The sequence below is a fragment of the Cyanobium sp. HWJ4-Hawea genome, from assembly GCF_024345815.1.
Taxonomy (GTDB): domain Bacteria; phylum Cyanobacteriota; class Cyanobacteriia; order PCC-6307; family Cyanobiaceae; genus Cyanobium_A.
The window spans coordinates 1-15,838 of sequence record NZ_JAGQBV010000048.1 but is presented as its reverse complement, the minus strand read 5'-3'; the positions used below and the strand labels follow the sequence as shown (position 1 = coordinate 15,838).

The following is a 15,838-nucleotide window of genomic DNA, read 5'->3' as shown; positions in this document are numbered from 1 at the left end:
GCGTCGCTGGCTGCCGGGAGCCAACATCGAAATGGGCCTGGAAATCGAAGCTGTAAACGGGGAACTGCCCTTCACCGCTTCCTACGATCCACCCCATGCCTGAAGCCCCCTCCAGCCGCCAAGCCCGCCAAGAGCTCGACGCCAAGCTCTCCCAGCGCTTTATCGCCCTGGATCCAGAGGGCTATTTCCTGATCAAGCTGGACCAGCTGGCCCATGGGCTGGTGGCTGAGCACTACGCCAATGCAATTGATAGCCAGGGCCTCGCCACCGACCCCGAAACCGGCGAGGTGATCGCCTGCAAGGGGGCAGGACCCCGCCAGGCCCTAGCCACATACCGGGGCCGCACCGCTAAGGAGCTGGGCATGGCCCTCAGCGAAGGCAGTGGCCCCCTGCCCCTCTCGCGCCTAGACCATGCCCTCTATTTGGGCAGGGAATTGCAAAAAGCCGAATATTGCCTAGATCACGGCCTCGAATATGTCCAAGACTAAATATATTGGCCTACTAATATTGGCCTAATAAATTACTAACCAAATTGGCTCAGGCCGGCTGTAGCTGACGCTCCGCCGTGGCTGGCTTTGCTGGCGGCTCGGGGGGGAGTCCCGCCAGTTGGGCTTGAATCTCACGGCGCACGATGGCCCGATATTCGTGGAAGTGTTCGTTGTGGGCAAGGATTGAGATGAATCCCCTAAAGCGCTTGGGGTTGTGGATGGCCATGCCCCCCAGGGCCCGCCAAAAACGAAAGCGGGTGTCGCGCTTAAAGCCTTGGCGCCAAACAACTGTTGCCAAAGCCCGCAAATCGACCGGATCAATGGACTTGGCGGGATGGCGATTTTCAGGGATTAGGAATTGCTTATGTTTCTGGGGTGGCAGCTTTAGGAAGTAGCTATACACCCTATCGATGTAGGCATTTGGTTCGTAGAGGGCGGCAAAGGCATCCACATATTCGTTGGCGATCTCTTGAATCGGCCGGGTTGGTATGAAATTAAGCAGGTTGGTTTGGTTGACCCCTTTGGCTGCCCCTGTCTCTTGGATAAGGCGCTCTTCCTTCTCCAATCGGTGCCAAAGGGCAGTGTTTGGAAGGGCTTGAAGCATGCCCATCATCGCGTGGGGAATGCCGGTGCGGGTCACAAAATCGACAATGCGCTGGCCAGCACCCTGTTTTTCGCCATCGAAGCCGATGATGAAGCCGGCCATCACCCGCAGGCCGTAGGAGGTGATCTTGTTGACGGATTCGTCTAGGGAGCTGCGGGTGTTTTGCAGTTTTCCGGCAGTGGCCAAACTTGCTTCGTCTGGGGTTTCGATGCCGAGAAATACGCTCTCAAAGCCCGATTCCACCATCATCTGCATTAGGTCGTCGTCGCTGGCCAAATCAACAGATGCTTCGGTGGCAAAGCTGAAGGGGTAACCGCGATCGATTTGCCATTGCTTAAGTAGGGGCAAAAGCAGTTTTACGTTGCGCTTGTTGCCAATGAAGTTGTCATCCACCAGAAACACGGAGCGGCGCCAGCCCAGGTCATAGAGAGCCTGAAGTTCAGCAACTAATTGCTCCGGATTCTTGGTGCGGGGTTTGCGACCGTAGAGCACGATTATGTCGCAAAACTCGCACTGGAAAGGGCAGCCCCGGGAGAACTGCACCGACATCTCCGAGTAGGCCCCCAACTCCAACAGATCAAAACGGGGCACCGGTGTGCCGGTCACATCCGGCTTAACCCCTTCGGAGCTGAAGCGTCCCTGCTGGGCGCCACTCTCCAGGGCTTCAATAAACAGCGGCAGGGTGATTTCGCCCTCATCGAGAACCTTGAAATCCACCAGGTCCAATTCCGGCGCATCCGGGGTGGAGCTGGCAAAGGGCCCACCTACGGCCACGGGGATGCCCTTTTCTTTTGCCTTGGCGATCTGCACGGCCATGTCGGCCTTTTGCACGATCATTCCGGAGATAACCACCAATTCAGCCCAGGCCCACTCTTCTTCGAGCACTTCCCGTACGTTGCGGTCGACCAGCTTCATCTCCCAGCTTTGGGGCATCAGGGCCGCTACCGTCACCAGCCCCAGGGGCGGCAACAGCACCTTGCGGTTGATGAGGTCGAGGATTTTTTCGTAGCTCCAGAAAGTCTTCGGGAACTCGGGGTAGATAAATAGGGTGCGCATCTTTCCTTTTTCGAGCGGTCGAGCCAGATCGCTTGCGCGGCCCCTGGAAAGGCTTAGTCCAAAACAAACCCTAGGAGGTTTGTGGCACTCCCGACTAGGGGGCTGAGGTTTCTGCTGTAATGGCCTCAAGTTTCTGATGGGTTGGCCATGGGCGTTGCGATCTACCTGGGTTTGGTTGGTGGTGGCCTTACCGCAGCAGTTCTGGCTTCCCTTGTGTTGCGCGGCATCAAGTTGATCTGAGCCTGATCCCAGCCATTGCTGGAGCGTTATCAGGCCAGGCGTTTCCGGTGCTGGCTGGCCAGTTCCCAAATCGCCAGGGCGCTGCCCAGGCAGCCCAGCACCACGAAGGTGGGCCAAATCCCTGTTTTGAGGCTGAGGCCAGCGGCCAGGATGCCACTTAGGCCACCGCCACCCAGGAAGGCAATTTGCCCCAAACCGGCCATCCTTCCCCTCAGCACCTGGGGCGAGCGCACCTGGAGGATCAGGTTGGTGCCGGAGAGCAGGCAGGCGGTGCCAGCCCCAATCAAAAAGGCCATGGCCAGGCCCCAGCCGGCATGGGGGCTAATCCCTAGGCCGATTTGGGCCAGGCCACTCACCAAGGTGCTGCCCCCCAGTAAGAGGGCGGGCCTGCGGCTGAGGTGTTCCGCCCTTCGCTGTAGCCAAAGGCCACCGGTGATGCTGCCGGCGGCGATCACGCTGGTAAATAGGCCAAGAGCCTGGGGGCTAGGGCCCAATAGTTGGTCGGCCATCAGCGGGGCTAGTCCTGGATGGAAGAAGCCGAATAGGCAGGCCAGGGCGCAGAAAATCAGCACCCGGCGCAGGTCGGCTCCGCAATCGCGCCAGGCCGTGGCCAGGCTCGCCTGCTGGCCCCTCTGGCTGCGCTGTTCGGCGTCCCCATTGGGCGCCATTAACCAGATCAAGGTGGCAATCGGCACCAGATAGCTGGCCGCATCGAGGGCTAGGGCCGCAAAGGGTCCAGTGCCTGCCAGCAGCAGGCCGCCGATGGGTGGCCCCACCAGCTTGGCCACGTTGAAGACCACAGAAAAGCTGGTGAGGTACGAGCCCAGCCCATCGGGATGGTCGACCAGCAGGGCGCAGTATTTGTTTCGGGCCGTCAGTTCATAGGCGCTGGCGGTTCCCACCCCCAGGGTGCTGGCCAGCAGCAATAGGGCCTGCAGGCCTCCCTGGCTGAGGGGAATCGCAATGGCGCCAAGCACCGCGGCGGCAAATAGTCCCCATTGGGCCCGAATCAATACCTTTTCACTGCCCCATTGGTCGGTGAGCACCCCGGCGGGGCCGCTCACCACCAGGGTGGGCAGGGTGAGCATGGCGAAGTGGAGTGCCAGTAGCAGCGGGTTATGGCTGCCCTGCAATAGCAACCAGCCCTTGGCGGTTAGCCCGGCAAACGACCCAGCAGTACTGAGGCCAGATGCCACCAGGAAGGTGGTGCGCTGGTGCTGGCGCAGCAGTTGCAGGCCTTGGCGGGCGTTCAATTGGCCCGGCTGGCCAGGGCAGCGCCCACCATCGCTTTTGCTCCCACCACCTCACCTACCAGGTCGTAGGTGTCGGCGGCGGTGATCCGCACGGGAACCAGGGTGCCGGGTGCTGCGCAGAGGCCCCCTTCCCCTGGCATTACCCGCACCTCCCCATCCACCTCCGGCGCAAAGCGGGCGCAGCGCCCCAACATTTCGCCGCTGCTGGGGTTTTCCTGCTCGATCAGCACATCCACGATGCGGCCCACCCAGCTGGCATTGCGCTCGGCGGCGATCGGCTGTTGGAGGGCCATCAGCTGATCCTTGCGCTCAGCTGCCACCTCGGCGGGCACCTGGTTGGGCAGTTCGGCGGCCGGGGTGCCTTCCTCTGGAGAGAAGGTGAAGACCCCCACATGGTCGAAGCGCTGCTCTGCCACAAAATCCAGCAGGTGTTGGAAGTGCTCCTCGGTTTCACCTGGGAAGCCCACGATGAAGGTGGTGCGCAGCACGGCCTCCGGGAGTTGCTGCCGGATCCGCTCCAGCAGCCCGGCGGTCACATCGGCCTGCCATGGCCGATTCATGGCCCTCAGCACCTCGGGATGGCTGTGTTGCAGGGGCAGATCTAAATAGGGCAGCACATTCACCACTTCCCGATAGGCCGCCAGCACTTCCGTTGTCAGGCCGGTGGGGTAGGCGTAGTGCACCCGGATCCAGGGGATTTCCACCTCACCCAGGGCCCGCAACAACTCGGCCAGCTGGGGTTTGCCGTAGAGATCCAGGCCGTAATTGGTGGTGATCTGGCTGATCAGCACCAGCTCCTTCACCCCCTGGGAGGCCAGGGTTTTGGCCTCGGCCACGATCGATTCAATTGGCCGGGAGCGCTGGTCGCCCCGCAGTTTGGGAATGATGCAGAAGGCGCAGCGGTAGTCGCAGCCCTCAGCCACCTTCAGATAGGCCAGCGCCTCAGAGGTGGTGCGATAGCGGGGCAGGTTTTCATCGCCCACAAAGGTGGGATTGGCGCTCACCTGGTTGACCCGCTCTCCGGCCTCAACCCGCTCCAACACACTCACGATGTGCTGGTAATCGCCGGTGCCAACTATCGCCTTCGCCTCTGGCAGGGATTCGAGCAGTTCCTCCTGGAAGTGTTGGGCCAGGCAGCCGGCAATGATCAGTTCCTTGCCCTGTTCTGCCAGGTCGACCAGGGTGCGCACCGATTCCTCCCGGGCGTCTTGGATAAAGCTGCAGGTGTTGACCACCACCACGCTGGCTTCGCCCTCATCGGCAGTCACCCCGTAGCCGGCCTGGGCCAAAAGCCCCAGCATGTGCTCGGTATCCACCCGATTTTTCTCGCAGCCCAGGTGGGCAAAGGCAACGGTGGGTTTGGTCATAAACCTTGGGGCCGTAGCTCCACCCTATGGGTGCGACTGCGAGAATCAAGGCCATGCCTGCCCCACTTCGCGGAAGCCTCCTGTGACCTCGACCCGACTGAGCCAGCGCCTCAATGAAAACCGGCGCCGCAGCGACCCGGAAGGCAGCCGCTGGATTCGGGTGGCAATTGCGGTTTTAGCCACCATTGGCGCGCTCGACACGGGTTCCATAACCCTCAAAAAATGGGGGCTGCTGGGGGCCATTAGCTGTTCGAAGGAGGCCTTCTTTGGCTGCAACGGTTGCGAAAAGGTGCTTGCCAGTGCCTGGGGCAGCATTGCCGGCCAGCCCCTGTCGCTATTTGGCTTTTTGGCCTACGCCGCCGTCTTGGTGATGGCGGTAGCCCCCCTGGTGGCCCCCGGCGATCTCCGGGCCGATCTGGCCACCCGCAGCTGGTGGGGGTTGTTTCTGGTGAGCACTGGCATGGCCGTATTCAGCAGCGTGCTCGTTGGCGTGATGCTGTTTGGCATCCGTGATTGCTGCCCTTTCTGCATCCTGTCGGCCCTCTTGAGCCTGGCCCTATTCGTGCTTTCCCTGGTGGGCGGCGATTGGCAAGACCGGGGCAAATTGCTATTTCGGGGGGTGTTGGTGGCCCTGGTGGTGGCCCTACTGGGCTTGGGCTGGGCGGCGTCTGCCGATCGCCCCGCGGTGGTTACCGGCAAGGGCATTGCGCCAGCGGTGACCACGGTGAGCACACCCCAGGCTGTGGCCCTAGCCGAACACCTCAGTGCCACTGGAGCGGTGATGTATTCGGCCTACTGGTGCCCCCACTGCCATGAGCAAAAGGAGCTTTTTGGCCGGGAAGCAACTGCCAAGCTCAAGGTGATTGAGTGTGCGGCCGATGGCCAGAACAGCCAGAAGGCTCTGTGTGAGGCCAAGAAGATTGACGGTTTCCCCAGCTGGGAAATCAACGGCAAGCTCGATTCAGGTGTGAAGCCCCTAGCCAAGTTGGCTGACTTGAGTGGCTTTAAGTCTGCGGGTCCCCTCTAGGCGGGCCCCCTAGGCGGGCTGATCTACGGGGGTAGTGCCTATGTGGTGCTCCCCCCCGCCTGCGGGGCCCCTCTTCTGGATGCTGTGGCGCCGCCAGAACGGCTGGCTGGCGGGGGCATCGGTGCGGAAATGGCCGCCCCGGCTTTCTTCCCGAAACAACGCCGCCTCCATCACCAGCTCGGCAAGCACGAGCCGCTGATGCAATTCATGCCAGGTCAGAAAGCGTTTGCCCAGTTCCGGCTCCAGTTCTGGCCCCAGCACCGGCCCAATGGCTGATCCGGATTTCAGGCCAACTTCGCCGCCGGCGTTAAGGCTGGAAAACCGTTGCCAGTTGGGGTCTTGCTCCAGGGCCCTCCGCTGCTGTCTGATGCGGCCAAGAGATGGGGCCAGATCCCGGCGGCAGCGCTCCACTCCGGCGGCCCACCAACACAGTTCGCGCAGCTCGCCAATGGCCTGCTCGAGCACTTCGATCGGGGGTAAATCCAGCGCCAGCTCCCTGTCTTGCCTGTAATCCAGCCCGAGCTGGTCTGCCGTGATCGGCGCTTGAGGTTCGAGCTTGAGCAGTCGTAGTTGACGCGCAAACACCAGGCATTCCATCAGCGAATTACTGGCCAGCCGATTGGCCCCATGGATGCCGGTACAGGCCACTTCCCCCACGGCATAGAGCCCGGGCACGCTGGTGGCTGCCTCGTGATCGGTGAAGATGCCCCCCATCCAGTAGTGGGCCGCCGGAGCCACGGGAATCGGCCCTTCGGTGGGCTCCAGGCCAAGTTCTCGGCAGCGCCCCAGGATCGTGGGGAATTGTTGTTCGAGGCGCTGCTTGCCCACGGGCCGCAGGTCGAGCCAAAGGTGGTCGACACCCTGTTCCCGCATGGTTCGGGCCAGGGCCCTGCTCACCTGGTCGCGGGGGGCAAGGTCGCCACCGGGTAAATCTGCTACCGGGCTGCAGCCCTGGCCATCGAGCAGGTGGGCCCCCTCACCCCGGACCGCTTCGGAAATCAGGAAACGCGGTGCCCCCGGCAGCATCAGGGCGGTGGGATGGAACTGCACAAATTCCATGTCCCTGAGCTCTGCTCCGGCTTGCCAGGCCATCACGACCCCATCACCGCAGGCCATGGCCGGATTGGTGGTGTGCACAAAAAGGTGGCCTCCCCCCCCCGTGGCGAGTACCACGGCGCCAGCCCTTAGCCAGTGGATCTGCCCTGCCTCCATCACCTGCAGGCCCACGCAGCGGCCCTGCTCCATCCACAGGCCCAAGGCCGCAACACCCCGGCGTTGCTCGAGCCCATCGCGCCCTTGCACCTCCCGCTCTAGGGCTTCCACCAGGGCGCCCCCGGTGCGGTCTTGGGCATGGAGCACCCGCCGGTGGCTGTGGGCGGCCTCCAGGGTGGTGCTCAGGGCCGGGCCATCCCGGTCGAAGGCCATGCCAATTTCCAGGAGCCGCCTCACACAGCCCGGGGCCTGGTGCACCAGCAACTCCACCGCCGGTTGATCACACAGCCCGGCCCCAGCCCTCAAGGTGTCTTCGATGTGGCTGGTAAAACTGTCCTCTGGCCGCGTCACCGAAGCAATGCCGCCCTGGGCCCAGCGGCTGGCGGAACGGGGCGCGGAATCCTTGCTGAGCAGCAGCACCCGCAATTGAGGCGGTAATTCCAGGCAGGCCATTAGGCCGGCGGCGCCACTGCCCACCACCACCACGTCCCAATTGCCTGCCATCGGGCTTGCTGGGCTCCGGCCAGGGCCGACGGCTTTCAACTCAGCGGTACTGGCCGTCGTTGATCCGGTCGTCGCCCTCGTTGAGGGCAATCGAGGCCTCGGTCACGGTGAAGTTGTCCTTGTACTTGTTAAACAGCTCCTTTTGGCGCTCGCTCAGGTCGAGCTTCAAGACGTCATCGACGCTGCTGTAGGGGCCGCCCAAGACAATCTTGCCCGCCAGGGTCGGGAACATGCCGGGGTAGTCCTGGAAGCGCCGCACTGAGCAGTTGTTGAGGTCGACCTTGCCGGCGCGCTCAGCAATTTTGTCGTCGGCGATATTGCGGGGCCCTGCAGCCAGCACCGGGGCAGGCAGCCATAGGAGCGCCAGTAGGCCGAAAAGAACGACACCACTCATCAACCAGGCTGCCAGCCGTTTCATCGAGAAACTCCGTGGAATCCAGAGAAGGGAGGTGGATTTGCCACCTGTTTGTCAACGTTACAGATGCCGGCAGCTATCTCCGCCGAACCTGACGATCCTTTTGCAGATCTTCAGATCAGGCCGCTCAGCTTCGGGGCTGCCAGGGCTACCAGCCAAAACAAACCATCCACCGCCAATGTGGTGGCCAGGGCTGCAGCCGTTATGCGCCCCACCTCCCCCAGGCCGCCGAGCCAACGGCATAGCTGGCTGAGGCCAAGGGCGAAGGCCCCAACCACCAGCAGGCCAGTTGGTTGGAGGAGCTGCAGGGCGGCGGCTTGTAAAAAGCTGGCGGCCTCGCTTGGGCTGGCCCCCAGCACCTGGGGCCAAAGGGGCATCACTCCAGTAAGGGCAATCGCCCCATCGGTGGCGGCGGTGCCAATCAGGGAGCCGAGGTAAAAACCGCAGGCCAGGCGCCAGCGCCCCCCCAAGCCAGCCAGGGCCAGGGGCAAGACGAAGGCTTCCAGCGGTAGGTGCCAAATCGGATGGAGCCGGCACCAGCCCCAAAACAAACACCCCCCGAGCCAGCTGCCGCAGAAGCCCACCAGTAGGTAGCCCCAGTCCCGCATCCGGGGGTTGGGGTGATGGGCAAGCGCCAGACCAATGGCCACCAGGGGCACGGTGAAAAGGGTGGCGCTAAACGGGGCGATTCGTACCCAGGGCGCCTGTAAAAACACCGGCAGGGTGACCAGCACTCCACTGGCGGCCTCCAGGGCCCAGCTCGTGCTGCGGGGAGCCCCGATCACCAAGGATGTAAAGAAAGTTGTGCAACCTTAAGGGGTTGGTCGGGGCTAAGTGGATCCTCGCGGCCATAGGGTTGGATTCAATCTCTCGGCTTGGTTAGGGCTTTGCTGGCAGTGGTCGGGATCGATTTGGAAGCCTGTTGGCGCTACTTCGTGCTCGGGGTAGTGCAAGGCCTTACGGAGTTTTTGCCCATTAGTAGTTCGGCCCACCTGAAGGTGGTGCCCGTGCTTTTGGGTTGGGGTGATCCCGGCGTTGCCGTCACCGCTGCGATTCAGTTGGGCAGCATCGTGGCGGTTCTCACTTTCTTCCGCCAAGACCTGGCTGAGGTGGGGCGGGGCATGGCCAGGGCCCTGCGCCAAGGCAGCTGGCTGGAGCCCCCAGCCCGGCTGGGCCTGGCAATCCTTCTGGGCACGCTGCCGATTGTGGTGGTGGGCCTGGGAATTAAGAAATTCGTGCCCGACTACGACAACTCCCCCCTGCGCAGTCTCCATTCGATTGCGGTGGTTTCGATCGTGATGTCGCTGCTGCTGGCCCTGGCCGAACAGGTGGGCAGGCGGCGGCGGGTGCTTGACCAGGTGCGACCGATCGATGGGGTGCTCGTGGGCCTGGCCCAATGCCTGGCCGTAATCCCTGGGGTATCGCGCTCCGGCAGCACCCTCACGGCCTCCCTGTTTGATGGTTGGCGCCGCTCGGATGCGGCCCGCTTTTCCTTTCTATTGGGCATCCCTGCGATCACCTTGGCCGGCTTGGTGGAGCTCAAGGACGCCATGCATGGCCCTGCCACCGCTGGGGTGGTGCCCCTGCTGGTGGGCATTGCTTCTGCCCTGGTGGTGTCCTGGTTGGCGATTGCCTGGTTGCTCCGCTTTTTGCAGAACCACAGCACCTGGTGGTTTGTGGGCTATCGCCTCGTTTTTGGGGCCTCACTGCTGGTTTGGCTCTCCCGCCACCCGCTCGCCTAAGCCGTGTGGAATGAACCCTCAGCAGGGATTGCCCTGGCGGCCGAGCAGGCTGCCTCTGGGGCCAGGCTGCCCGAGCCGGCAGTGGTGGCAAGCGTTGAGCCGGGCTCGATTGGGGAGGAGCTGGGCTTTCAGATCGGCGACCGGCTGGTGAGCATCAATGGCAAGCGCCCCCGCGACCTGATTGATCTGCAGTTTTTGTTGGGGGAGGAGGAGCTCACCCTGGAGGTGCAGGATCCCGATGGCACCTGTCACTTGGTGGAGCTGGAGAAGGATCTCGATGAGGGGCTTGGCCTCGGCTTTACCGAAGCCCTCTTCGATGGCCTTAAGCAGTGCAACAACCACTGCCCCTTCTGCTTCATCGACCAGCAGCCCCCCGGCAAACGCCGCAGCCTCTACCTCAAGGACGACGACTACCGACTCAGCTTTCTATACGGCTCGTATCTCACCCTCACCAACCTGGGGCCGGCGGATTGGCAGCGCATTGAGGAGCAGCGACTTTCGCCCCTGTTCGTGTCTGTCCATGCCACGGAGCCGGCGCTGCGCAGTCGGCTGCTGGTTAATCCCCGTGCCGGCCTACTGCTGGAGCAATTGGCCTGGTTTGCCCAGCGCCAATTGCAGATCCATGCCCAGGTGGTGGTCTGCCCTGGGCTAAACGACGGTGCGGCCTTGGAATCCACCCTGCGGGATCTGGCTGAATTTGGTGCGGGCGAATGGCCGGCGGTGCTTTCCGCGGCGGTGGTGCCCGTGGGCCTGACCCGATTTCGGCCGCCCGGTGATGCCCTTACGCCGGTAGATAGGCCTGCAGCCCAGCAGGTGGTGGCCCTGGTGGAACCCCTGCAGCAGCTTTTTCAAAGCAGCTTGGGTAGCCGATTTGCCTGGCTTTCCGATGAGTGGTATTTGATGGCGGGCCTGCCCTTGCCGCCGCGCGATAGCTACGAAGATCTGCCCCAGCAGGAAAATGGCGTGGGCAGCATTCGTGCCTTTTTGGAGGAGCTCGATCTGGCCACCCGAGATCTGCCCAGGGCCGTAGCCAAGCCCCGGCGCCTGAGCTGGGTGGTGGGGCAGTTGGTGGCTGAAGCCCTGCAGCCGGTGGTTGATCGACTCAATGCCGTTGCTGGCCTGGAGCTAGTGCTCCATGGCCTACCAAGCCCCTACTGGGGCCAAGACCAGGTGGTCACAGGTCTGTTGACGGGATCCGATCTGCTTGCGGGTCTTAAGGGAAAGGATCTGGGCGACACCCTGCTGCTCCCAGCCGTGATGCTGCGCCAGGGCGAGCCAGTCTTTTTGGATGATCTGACCCTCCTTGAGCTGGAGGATCATTTGCCCGTAAAAGTGCAACTGCTGCATGGAGCAGCGGATCTGGTGTCCTGCTGTCTCGTGCCAGCAGCCATTGAGTGATTAAGGTCAGCACAATCAGGCGGATTTTTGGTGTGCGGCGCCCATTTTTAAGAGCAGCGCTCATCGGCATGGCGGGCCTGCCCCTAGCCGCCTACCCCGTTGAGGCCCAGATTTCTTCTGCGTCGGTTACCTCAACTGTTCCTTTGGCACCAGCTGTTAAGGGTTCAAGGCCGCGGGTCAACCCTAAGCAGGTGAAGCCTGCGGCCACCCAGCTTGCCCCAGCCATTAGGGATCTCGGTTCGCCGGAGCTACTGGCCCTGCCCACCAAGGCGGAAATGGTCCGCATCCAGGAGCTGCGCCCCCTTGGTTTGGCAGAAGTAACAAATTTGGCTGAAGTTAATAACCCCAACCTCAAGGCAATTGCCAGCCAGGTAGACCAAGCTAAAAGCAACCTAAGGGCCCAGCTGGCCCTTTGGTACCCCACCTTGAGTGTGCAGGCAGCCACCTTGCCCGGATATACCTACGGCAAGAGCAGTGCAGACTTTGCCGGTGGTGGTTCCTCCCAGACGAATATTGCCAAGAGCGCCGTTGCTGCAGGAGCATTGTTGGAATATGCCTTGATTAACCCCCAGCGGGTGCCCCTAGTCGCCGCAGCCCGCGACCAATACGAAAGGGCTAAATATGGTTACTTGGTTTCCCTGAGGGAGCTCCGCCTGCAGGCAGCCCAGGCCTATTTCGACCTCCAGCAATCCGATGATGAGGTAAGAATCGGCCAAGAGTCTGTGCGGGCATCTTTGGTAAGCCTCCGGGATGCCCGGGCCCGTTTCCAAGCTGGAGTAGCCACAAAGCTTGAGGTGCTCCAGGCAGAAACCCAATTGGCTCGAGATCAACAGCTTCTTGCCAACTCCCTGGCAGCCCAATCCATTGCTAGGCGCTCGCTAGCAGCGCTGCTCGACCTTCCATTTGGGGTCACACCAACTGCAAAAGAGCCAGCCAGGGTGCTGGGGGTTTGGAATGCTTCTCTGTCTGAAAGCATTGTGGCGGCCTATTCCTTCAGGGAAGAGTTAGATCAGGCCATTTTGGATATCTCCATTTCCAACAGCCAGGCCAATGCGGCCCTGGGAGGGGTTCAGCCAATTTTAAAGATTTTTACCGGGGCTGATTACGGCCAGTTTAATGGCGGGCAAGGAAATCAGTCTTCGAGTTCTTCTCCGATCTCTGGCAATGAATATACCAATTCCTATGGGCTGAAATTTACTTGGTCCATATTTGATGGCGGTGCCGCCGCTGCCCAATCTCGCCAATCCAAGCAACAGGCCCAGGAGGGTCGCTACAAATTCAGCCAACGCCGGGACCAAATTCGTCAAGAAGTTGAAACTAGCTTCTACGAACTTCAAAAAAACAACCGCAACATCATCACCACTTCCCGGGAAGTGATCTCGGCGAGGGAGTCCCTCAGGCTGGCCCGTCTGCGTTTTCAGGCTGGAGTCACCACCCAGAGAGAAGTGGTGGATACCCAGCGCGACCTCACCCAGGCCGAAGTTCGCTATTCCTCTTCCATCAGCGACTACAACAAGCGCCTTGTTGAAATCAGTCGCCGCACCGGCCTCAACCAGGTAAGTGGCTGCGCCGTTCAGGCTCTTTCAGCTGTCAAGCCCGCTGGGGTATCTGATGTGCCAGTGGATCCCACCCCCCTGATCCCCGCCTGTAGGGCCGCAGCCCCTGGCGCTGTCTTTTAGGGCGTGATCCAGCCTGAAGGCCAAGCTCTCCCAGAAGTCCAAATCAGGGGCCTAGGCCTGGCTGAAACACTGAGGCTTGGCTTGTTTCAGGCCTGCCTTGGCTGCCTCGCTGTAATTTTTGCCGGTTTGCTTAACCGGGTGATGCTCAGCGAATTGCAATTCCCAGGTCTCTTGGTGGGCGGTGCCCTGGCCTTTGAGCAATTTGTGGCCCCATCAAGGGTCCTGTTTGGTCAGATCTCCGATTCCCATGTGCTTTGGGGACGCCGCCGCGTGCCCTACATCTGGCTGGGCACAGCCTTTTTCTGCACATTGGCGGTGCTCTCGATCCCGCTGATCTTCCACGTGGCCAGGTTGCTTGAGCTGGGCAACCAGACCCAAACCATTTTCGCCGCCGCCGCCCTTTGCGGCCTCTTTGCCCTCTATGGCCTGGCCATATCCCTATCCAGCACCCCCTATCTGGCCCTAGTGGTCGATCGCACCACCGAGCAGCAGCGTCCGCGGGCGGTCGGAATTATTTGGTGCATGCTCACCGTAGGGATCGTGGTTGGCGCCATCGCCATTTCGATCAACCTCAAGGGCCTTGATGGCGTTACCGATGCCAGGACATTGGAGCCGGTCTTGCGCTCCTTTATGGCCAAGGTGGCCGTGATCGTGATGGTCCTCACCCTGGTTGCAACCATTGGCCAGGAAAAACCGGCTGGCAGGGAAAAGCTGGCAGGCCCCTTGGCCAACCCAGGCGAAGAACCCCGCCAGGATTCGATCACCCTTACCCAGGCCTGGGCGCTGATTACCTCATCAGGCCAGGTGCTGGTCTTTTTCTCCTTTTTAGTGTTGTTCACCCTGGCCCTCTTTTTGCAGGATCCAATCCTCGAGAGCTACGGAGCCCAGGTCTTTGGGATGTCCATTGCAGCCACCGCCGGGCTCAATGCGGTTTGGGGCATTGGCACCCTGCTGGGTTTGGTGGTTGCTGGGCTTTGGGTGGTGCCGGCCCTTGGCAAATTATCAACTGCCCGTCTTGGCTGTCAGTTGATCCTGGCCAACTTGATTTTGCTGCTGGCAGTTGGGCTTTCGGGCCAGGTGGCGGCCCTCCAGGTGGTGATGTTGCTGTTTGGCCTGGCCTCAGGTATCGCCACCAACAGTGCCCTTGTGTTGATGCTGGATTTGACCTTGCCTCAGGCGGCTGGCACCTTCGTTGGGGTTTGGGGTTTGGCCCAGGCGTTGTCTAGGGCGTTGGGCAAGGTTTTGGGCGGGCTGCTCCTCGATGTAGGCCGCTTCCTACAAACGATCTTCCCCTGGAGTGAGGGGGCCTACGCGCCCTTTGCCCTGGTGCTGAGCGTGGAATGTGTCGTGGCGGTTGCTGCCCTTTTTGCCCTATCCCGCGTCAATGTGCACCAATTCAGGGAAGATACGGGGAAGAGTCTCAGCAAGGTGCTGGCTCTCGAGCTCGGATGACCCCCTACCCCTCTCCCCCTGGCCTACCCCCTGGAATTGGGGAGTTATTGGATCGGGTGGCGGAGCGACAACGGCTGGATTTTGGTCACATGGCCTCCGATCTCAAGGCCGATGGCAGCTTGATCACTTCCTGTGATCGCTGGAGCGACGCCGTATTGGTTGAGGGCTTAGCTGACCTCTTCCCCCAGGAGGGGGTGTTGAGCGAGGAGGGCGATAAGCGGGTCCCTGCCTCGCCGGCCTATTGGGTGGTGGACCCCCTGGATGGCACCACTAATTTCGCGGCGGGCATTCCCTATTGGGCGATTTCGATGGCCCGCTTCCAGGACGGCATTCCCGTTTTGGCAATTTTGGATGTGCCACCCCTGAGGCAGAGAATTGTGGCGGTCCGGGGAAAGGGGGCTTGGCGCAATGGCAAACCACTTTTTTCGCCGGCGCTGCAGACCAATCCAGCCGGTTGCGCCTCGCTTTGCAGCCGTTCGATCGGGGTGCTCCAAAAGCTCCCCAACCGGCGCTTCCCAGGCAAGATTCGCCTGCTGGGTGTTGCCAGCCTGAATATGGTCAGCGTGGCCATGGGGCAGACGGTGGCGGCCCTGGAGGCCACACCCAAAATTTGGGACCTGGCTGCCGCTTGGCTGGTGCTTGAAGAGCTCCAGTGCTCCCTGCGCTGGTTGAGCAAATCCCCTGTGGCAATTGCCCCAGGTACCGATCTGAGCCAGGCCGATTTCCCTGTCTTGGCAGCCTCCTGCGAGGAAACACTGGCCACCTTTATGCCCTGGGCAGACGCCCTGGTGAGCTGAAGCGCCCTTCGTTGGCGGCTGCTTGCTTAAGGGGAGGTTGTGGTGTTATGTTTTTGGACTGGTCGGAAACCGGTAAAACGGATTTTCGGCTGGAGCAGACAGTCGAGGAGGCGCGAGCCGACGATGCTGTAGGTTTTCTAAGTCGCTGAGAAGCGACGGCCACCGAGAGCTTCCTTGAAAGGGGAAGTGGAGGAGGCTGAACCTGGACAACTAAAAAGTTTAGGAACTGACGCTTTCACTGCGTCAAGTACCTAGGGAGCCTGCGCTTGAGCCTTTTTTTAAAGGGTTCTAAAGGTGTTGGAGCTTAGGTGCTTGGCAGATATGCAGTGAGGGTGTGAGGTCCCGTCAAAAAGAAAAAAAGCGGGAACCCTGCATCAGTTGTTGCTTGAGGCCTTTCACGGGGTTTTAGGTAATGGTGTGCTGATGCGAACGGGACCGCGACCGGATCTGAGATTCGGGAAAGTCAAGAGGAAAGAGATTTCTGAATGCACTCTTTGAAACCTTCTGTCAGAGGAAGGGGCTCCAACTACTGTTTATACGCCAGTATAAACAATTTTTGATTATATCAAGATTAAGTGGGTGAGAAGCAAATCAAGCTGAGGTG

At 61.1% G+C, this 15,838-nt stretch carries 14 protein-coding genes; 8 read left to right on the top strand and 6 right to left on the bottom strand.

Features of this window, described 5'->3' with window-relative positions:
• Positions 1-95 precede the first annotated feature (95 nt).
• Entirely contained in the window at positions 96-488 is a 393-nt protein-coding gene (locus KBY58_RS10470; RefSeq protein ID WP_255004275.1) for a DUF4346 domain-containing protein, read from the top strand.
• A 49-nt stretch (positions 489-537) separates the two neighbouring features.
• Here KBY58_RS10470 and KBY58_RS10465 read toward each other — a convergent pair whose 3' ends face one another.
• A complete protein-coding gene (locus KBY58_RS10465; RefSeq protein WP_255004274.1) occupies positions 538-2,148 on the bottom strand; it encodes a B12-binding domain-containing radical SAM protein in 1,611 nt (536 codons plus the stop codon).
• 147 nt (positions 2,149-2,295) lie between these two features.
• Between KBY58_RS10465 and KBY58_RS10460 the strand changes: the two genes are divergently transcribed.
• On the top strand, positions 2,296-2,388 hold the full coding sequence (locus KBY58_RS10460; protein ID WP_254934073.1) for a cytochrome B6: 93 nt from the start codon (positions 2,296-2,298) through the stop codon (positions 2,386-2,388).
• A 29-nt stretch (positions 2,389-2,417) separates the two neighbouring features.
• Here the strand turns inward: KBY58_RS10460 and KBY58_RS10455 are convergent, their stop codons facing one another.
• Complete coding sequence (locus KBY58_RS10455) at positions 2,418-3,641, bottom strand: MFS transporter (RefSeq protein ID WP_255004273.1); 1,224 nt, start codon at positions 3,639-3,641, stop codon at positions 2,418-2,420.
• A complete protein-coding gene (rimO, locus tag KBY58_RS10450) occupies positions 3,638-5,008 on the bottom strand; it encodes a 30S ribosomal protein S12 methylthiotransferase RimO (RefSeq protein ID WP_255004272.1) in 1,371 nt (456 codons plus the stop codon). The genes KBY58_RS10455 and rimO overlap by 4 nt, the downstream gene beginning before the upstream one ends.
• A gap of 82 nt (positions 5,009-5,090) precedes the next feature.
• Here rimO and KBY58_RS10445 point away from each other — a divergent pair, with 82 nt between their 5' ends.
• Positions 5,091-6,035, top strand: a complete 945-nt coding sequence (locus KBY58_RS10445) for a vitamin K epoxide reductase family protein (protein WP_255004271.1) — start codon at positions 5,091-5,093, stop codon at positions 6,033-6,035.
• Between the two features lie 9 nt (positions 6,036-6,044).
• On the opposite strand, the gene nadB is transcribed toward KBY58_RS10445, so the two are convergent.
• The 3 genes from nadB to KBY58_RS10430 form a co-directional block, all read right to left on the bottom strand.
• Positions 6,045-7,751: an L-aspartate oxidase gene (gene nadB, locus KBY58_RS10440; RefSeq protein ID WP_255004270.1), complete on the bottom strand. Its 1,707-nt coding sequence runs from the start codon at positions 7,749-7,751 to the stop codon at positions 6,045-6,047.
• Between the two features lie 40 nt (positions 7,752-7,791).
• The gene (psbU, locus tag KBY58_RS10435) at positions 7,792-8,169 is read right to left on the bottom strand and encodes a photosystem II complex extrinsic protein PsbU (protein WP_254934068.1); all 378 of its coding nucleotides are present in this window, start codon (positions 8,167-8,169) and stop codon (positions 7,792-7,794) included.
• A gap of 110 nt (positions 8,170-8,279) precedes the next feature.
• Positions 8,280-8,951 carry a DUF3120 domain-containing protein gene (locus KBY58_RS10430; protein ID WP_255004269.1) on the bottom strand — a complete coding sequence of 224 codons (672 nt, stop codon included), beginning with the start codon at positions 8,949-8,951 and terminating at the stop codon, positions 8,280-8,282.
• Positions 8,952-9,041: 90 nt separating this feature from the next.
• Here KBY58_RS10430 and KBY58_RS10425 point away from each other — a divergent pair, with 90 nt between their 5' ends.
• From KBY58_RS10425 to KBY58_RS10405, 5 genes are all read left to right on the top strand, one after another.
• Positions 9,042-9,908, top strand: a complete 867-nt coding sequence (locus tag KBY58_RS10425) for an undecaprenyl-diphosphate phosphatase (protein ID WP_255004268.1) — start codon at positions 9,042-9,044, stop codon at positions 9,906-9,908.
• A gap of 3 nt (positions 9,909-9,911) precedes the next feature.
• Positions 9,912-11,306, top strand: coding sequence for a TIGR03279 family radical SAM protein (locus tag KBY58_RS10420; protein ID WP_255004267.1), 1,395 nt, complete (start codon positions 9,912-9,914; stop codon positions 11,304-11,306).
• A 191-nt stretch (positions 11,307-11,497) separates the two neighbouring features.
• Positions 11,498-12,985 carry a TolC family protein gene (locus KBY58_RS10415; RefSeq protein WP_315858055.1) on the top strand — a complete coding sequence of 496 codons (1,488 nt, stop codon included), beginning with the start codon at positions 11,498-11,500 and terminating at the stop codon, positions 12,983-12,985.
• Between the two features lie 81 nt (positions 12,986-13,066).
• Complete coding sequence (locus KBY58_RS10410) at positions 13,067-14,437, top strand: BCD family MFS transporter (RefSeq protein WP_255004265.1); 1,371 nt, start codon at positions 13,067-13,069, stop codon at positions 14,435-14,437.
• Positions 14,434-15,234 (top strand): inositol monophosphatase family protein, encoded by an 801-nt coding sequence (locus tag KBY58_RS10405; RefSeq protein ID WP_255004264.1) that lies wholly within the window; start codon positions 14,434-14,436, stop codon positions 15,232-15,234. Before KBY58_RS10410 ends, KBY58_RS10405 begins: the two co-directional genes overlap by 4 nt.
• Positions 15,235-15,838 lie beyond the last annotated feature (604 nt).

Bases quoted from the DNA above. Each gene is read 5' to 3' on its own strand.
- KBY58_RS10470 (WP_255004275.1), top strand. From the start codon at position 96: ATGCCTGAAGCCCCCTCCAGCCGCCAAGCCCGCCAAGAGCTCGACGCC.
- KBY58_RS10465 (WP_255004274.1), bottom strand. From the start codon at position 2,148: ATGCGCACCCTATTTATCTACCCCGAGTTCCCGAAGACTTTCTGGAGC.
- KBY58_RS10460 (WP_254934073.1), top strand. From the start codon at position 2,296: ATGGGCGTTGCGATCTACCTGGGTTTGGTTGGTGGTGGCCTTACCGCA.
- rimO (WP_255004272.1), bottom strand. From the start codon at position 5,008: ATGACCAAACCCACCGTTGCCTTTGCCCACCTGGGCTGCGAGAAAAAT.
- nadB (WP_255004270.1), bottom strand. From the start codon at position 7,751: ATGGCAGGCAATTGGGACGTGGTGGTGGTGGGCAGTGGCGCCGCCGGC.
- psbU (WP_254934068.1), bottom strand. From the start codon at position 8,169: ATGAAACGGCTGGCAGCCTGGTTGATGAGTGGTGTCGTTCTTTTCGGC.
- KBY58_RS10405 (WP_255004264.1), top strand. From the start codon at position 14,434: ATGACCCCCTACCCCTCTCCCCCTGGCCTACCCCCTGGAATTGGGGAG.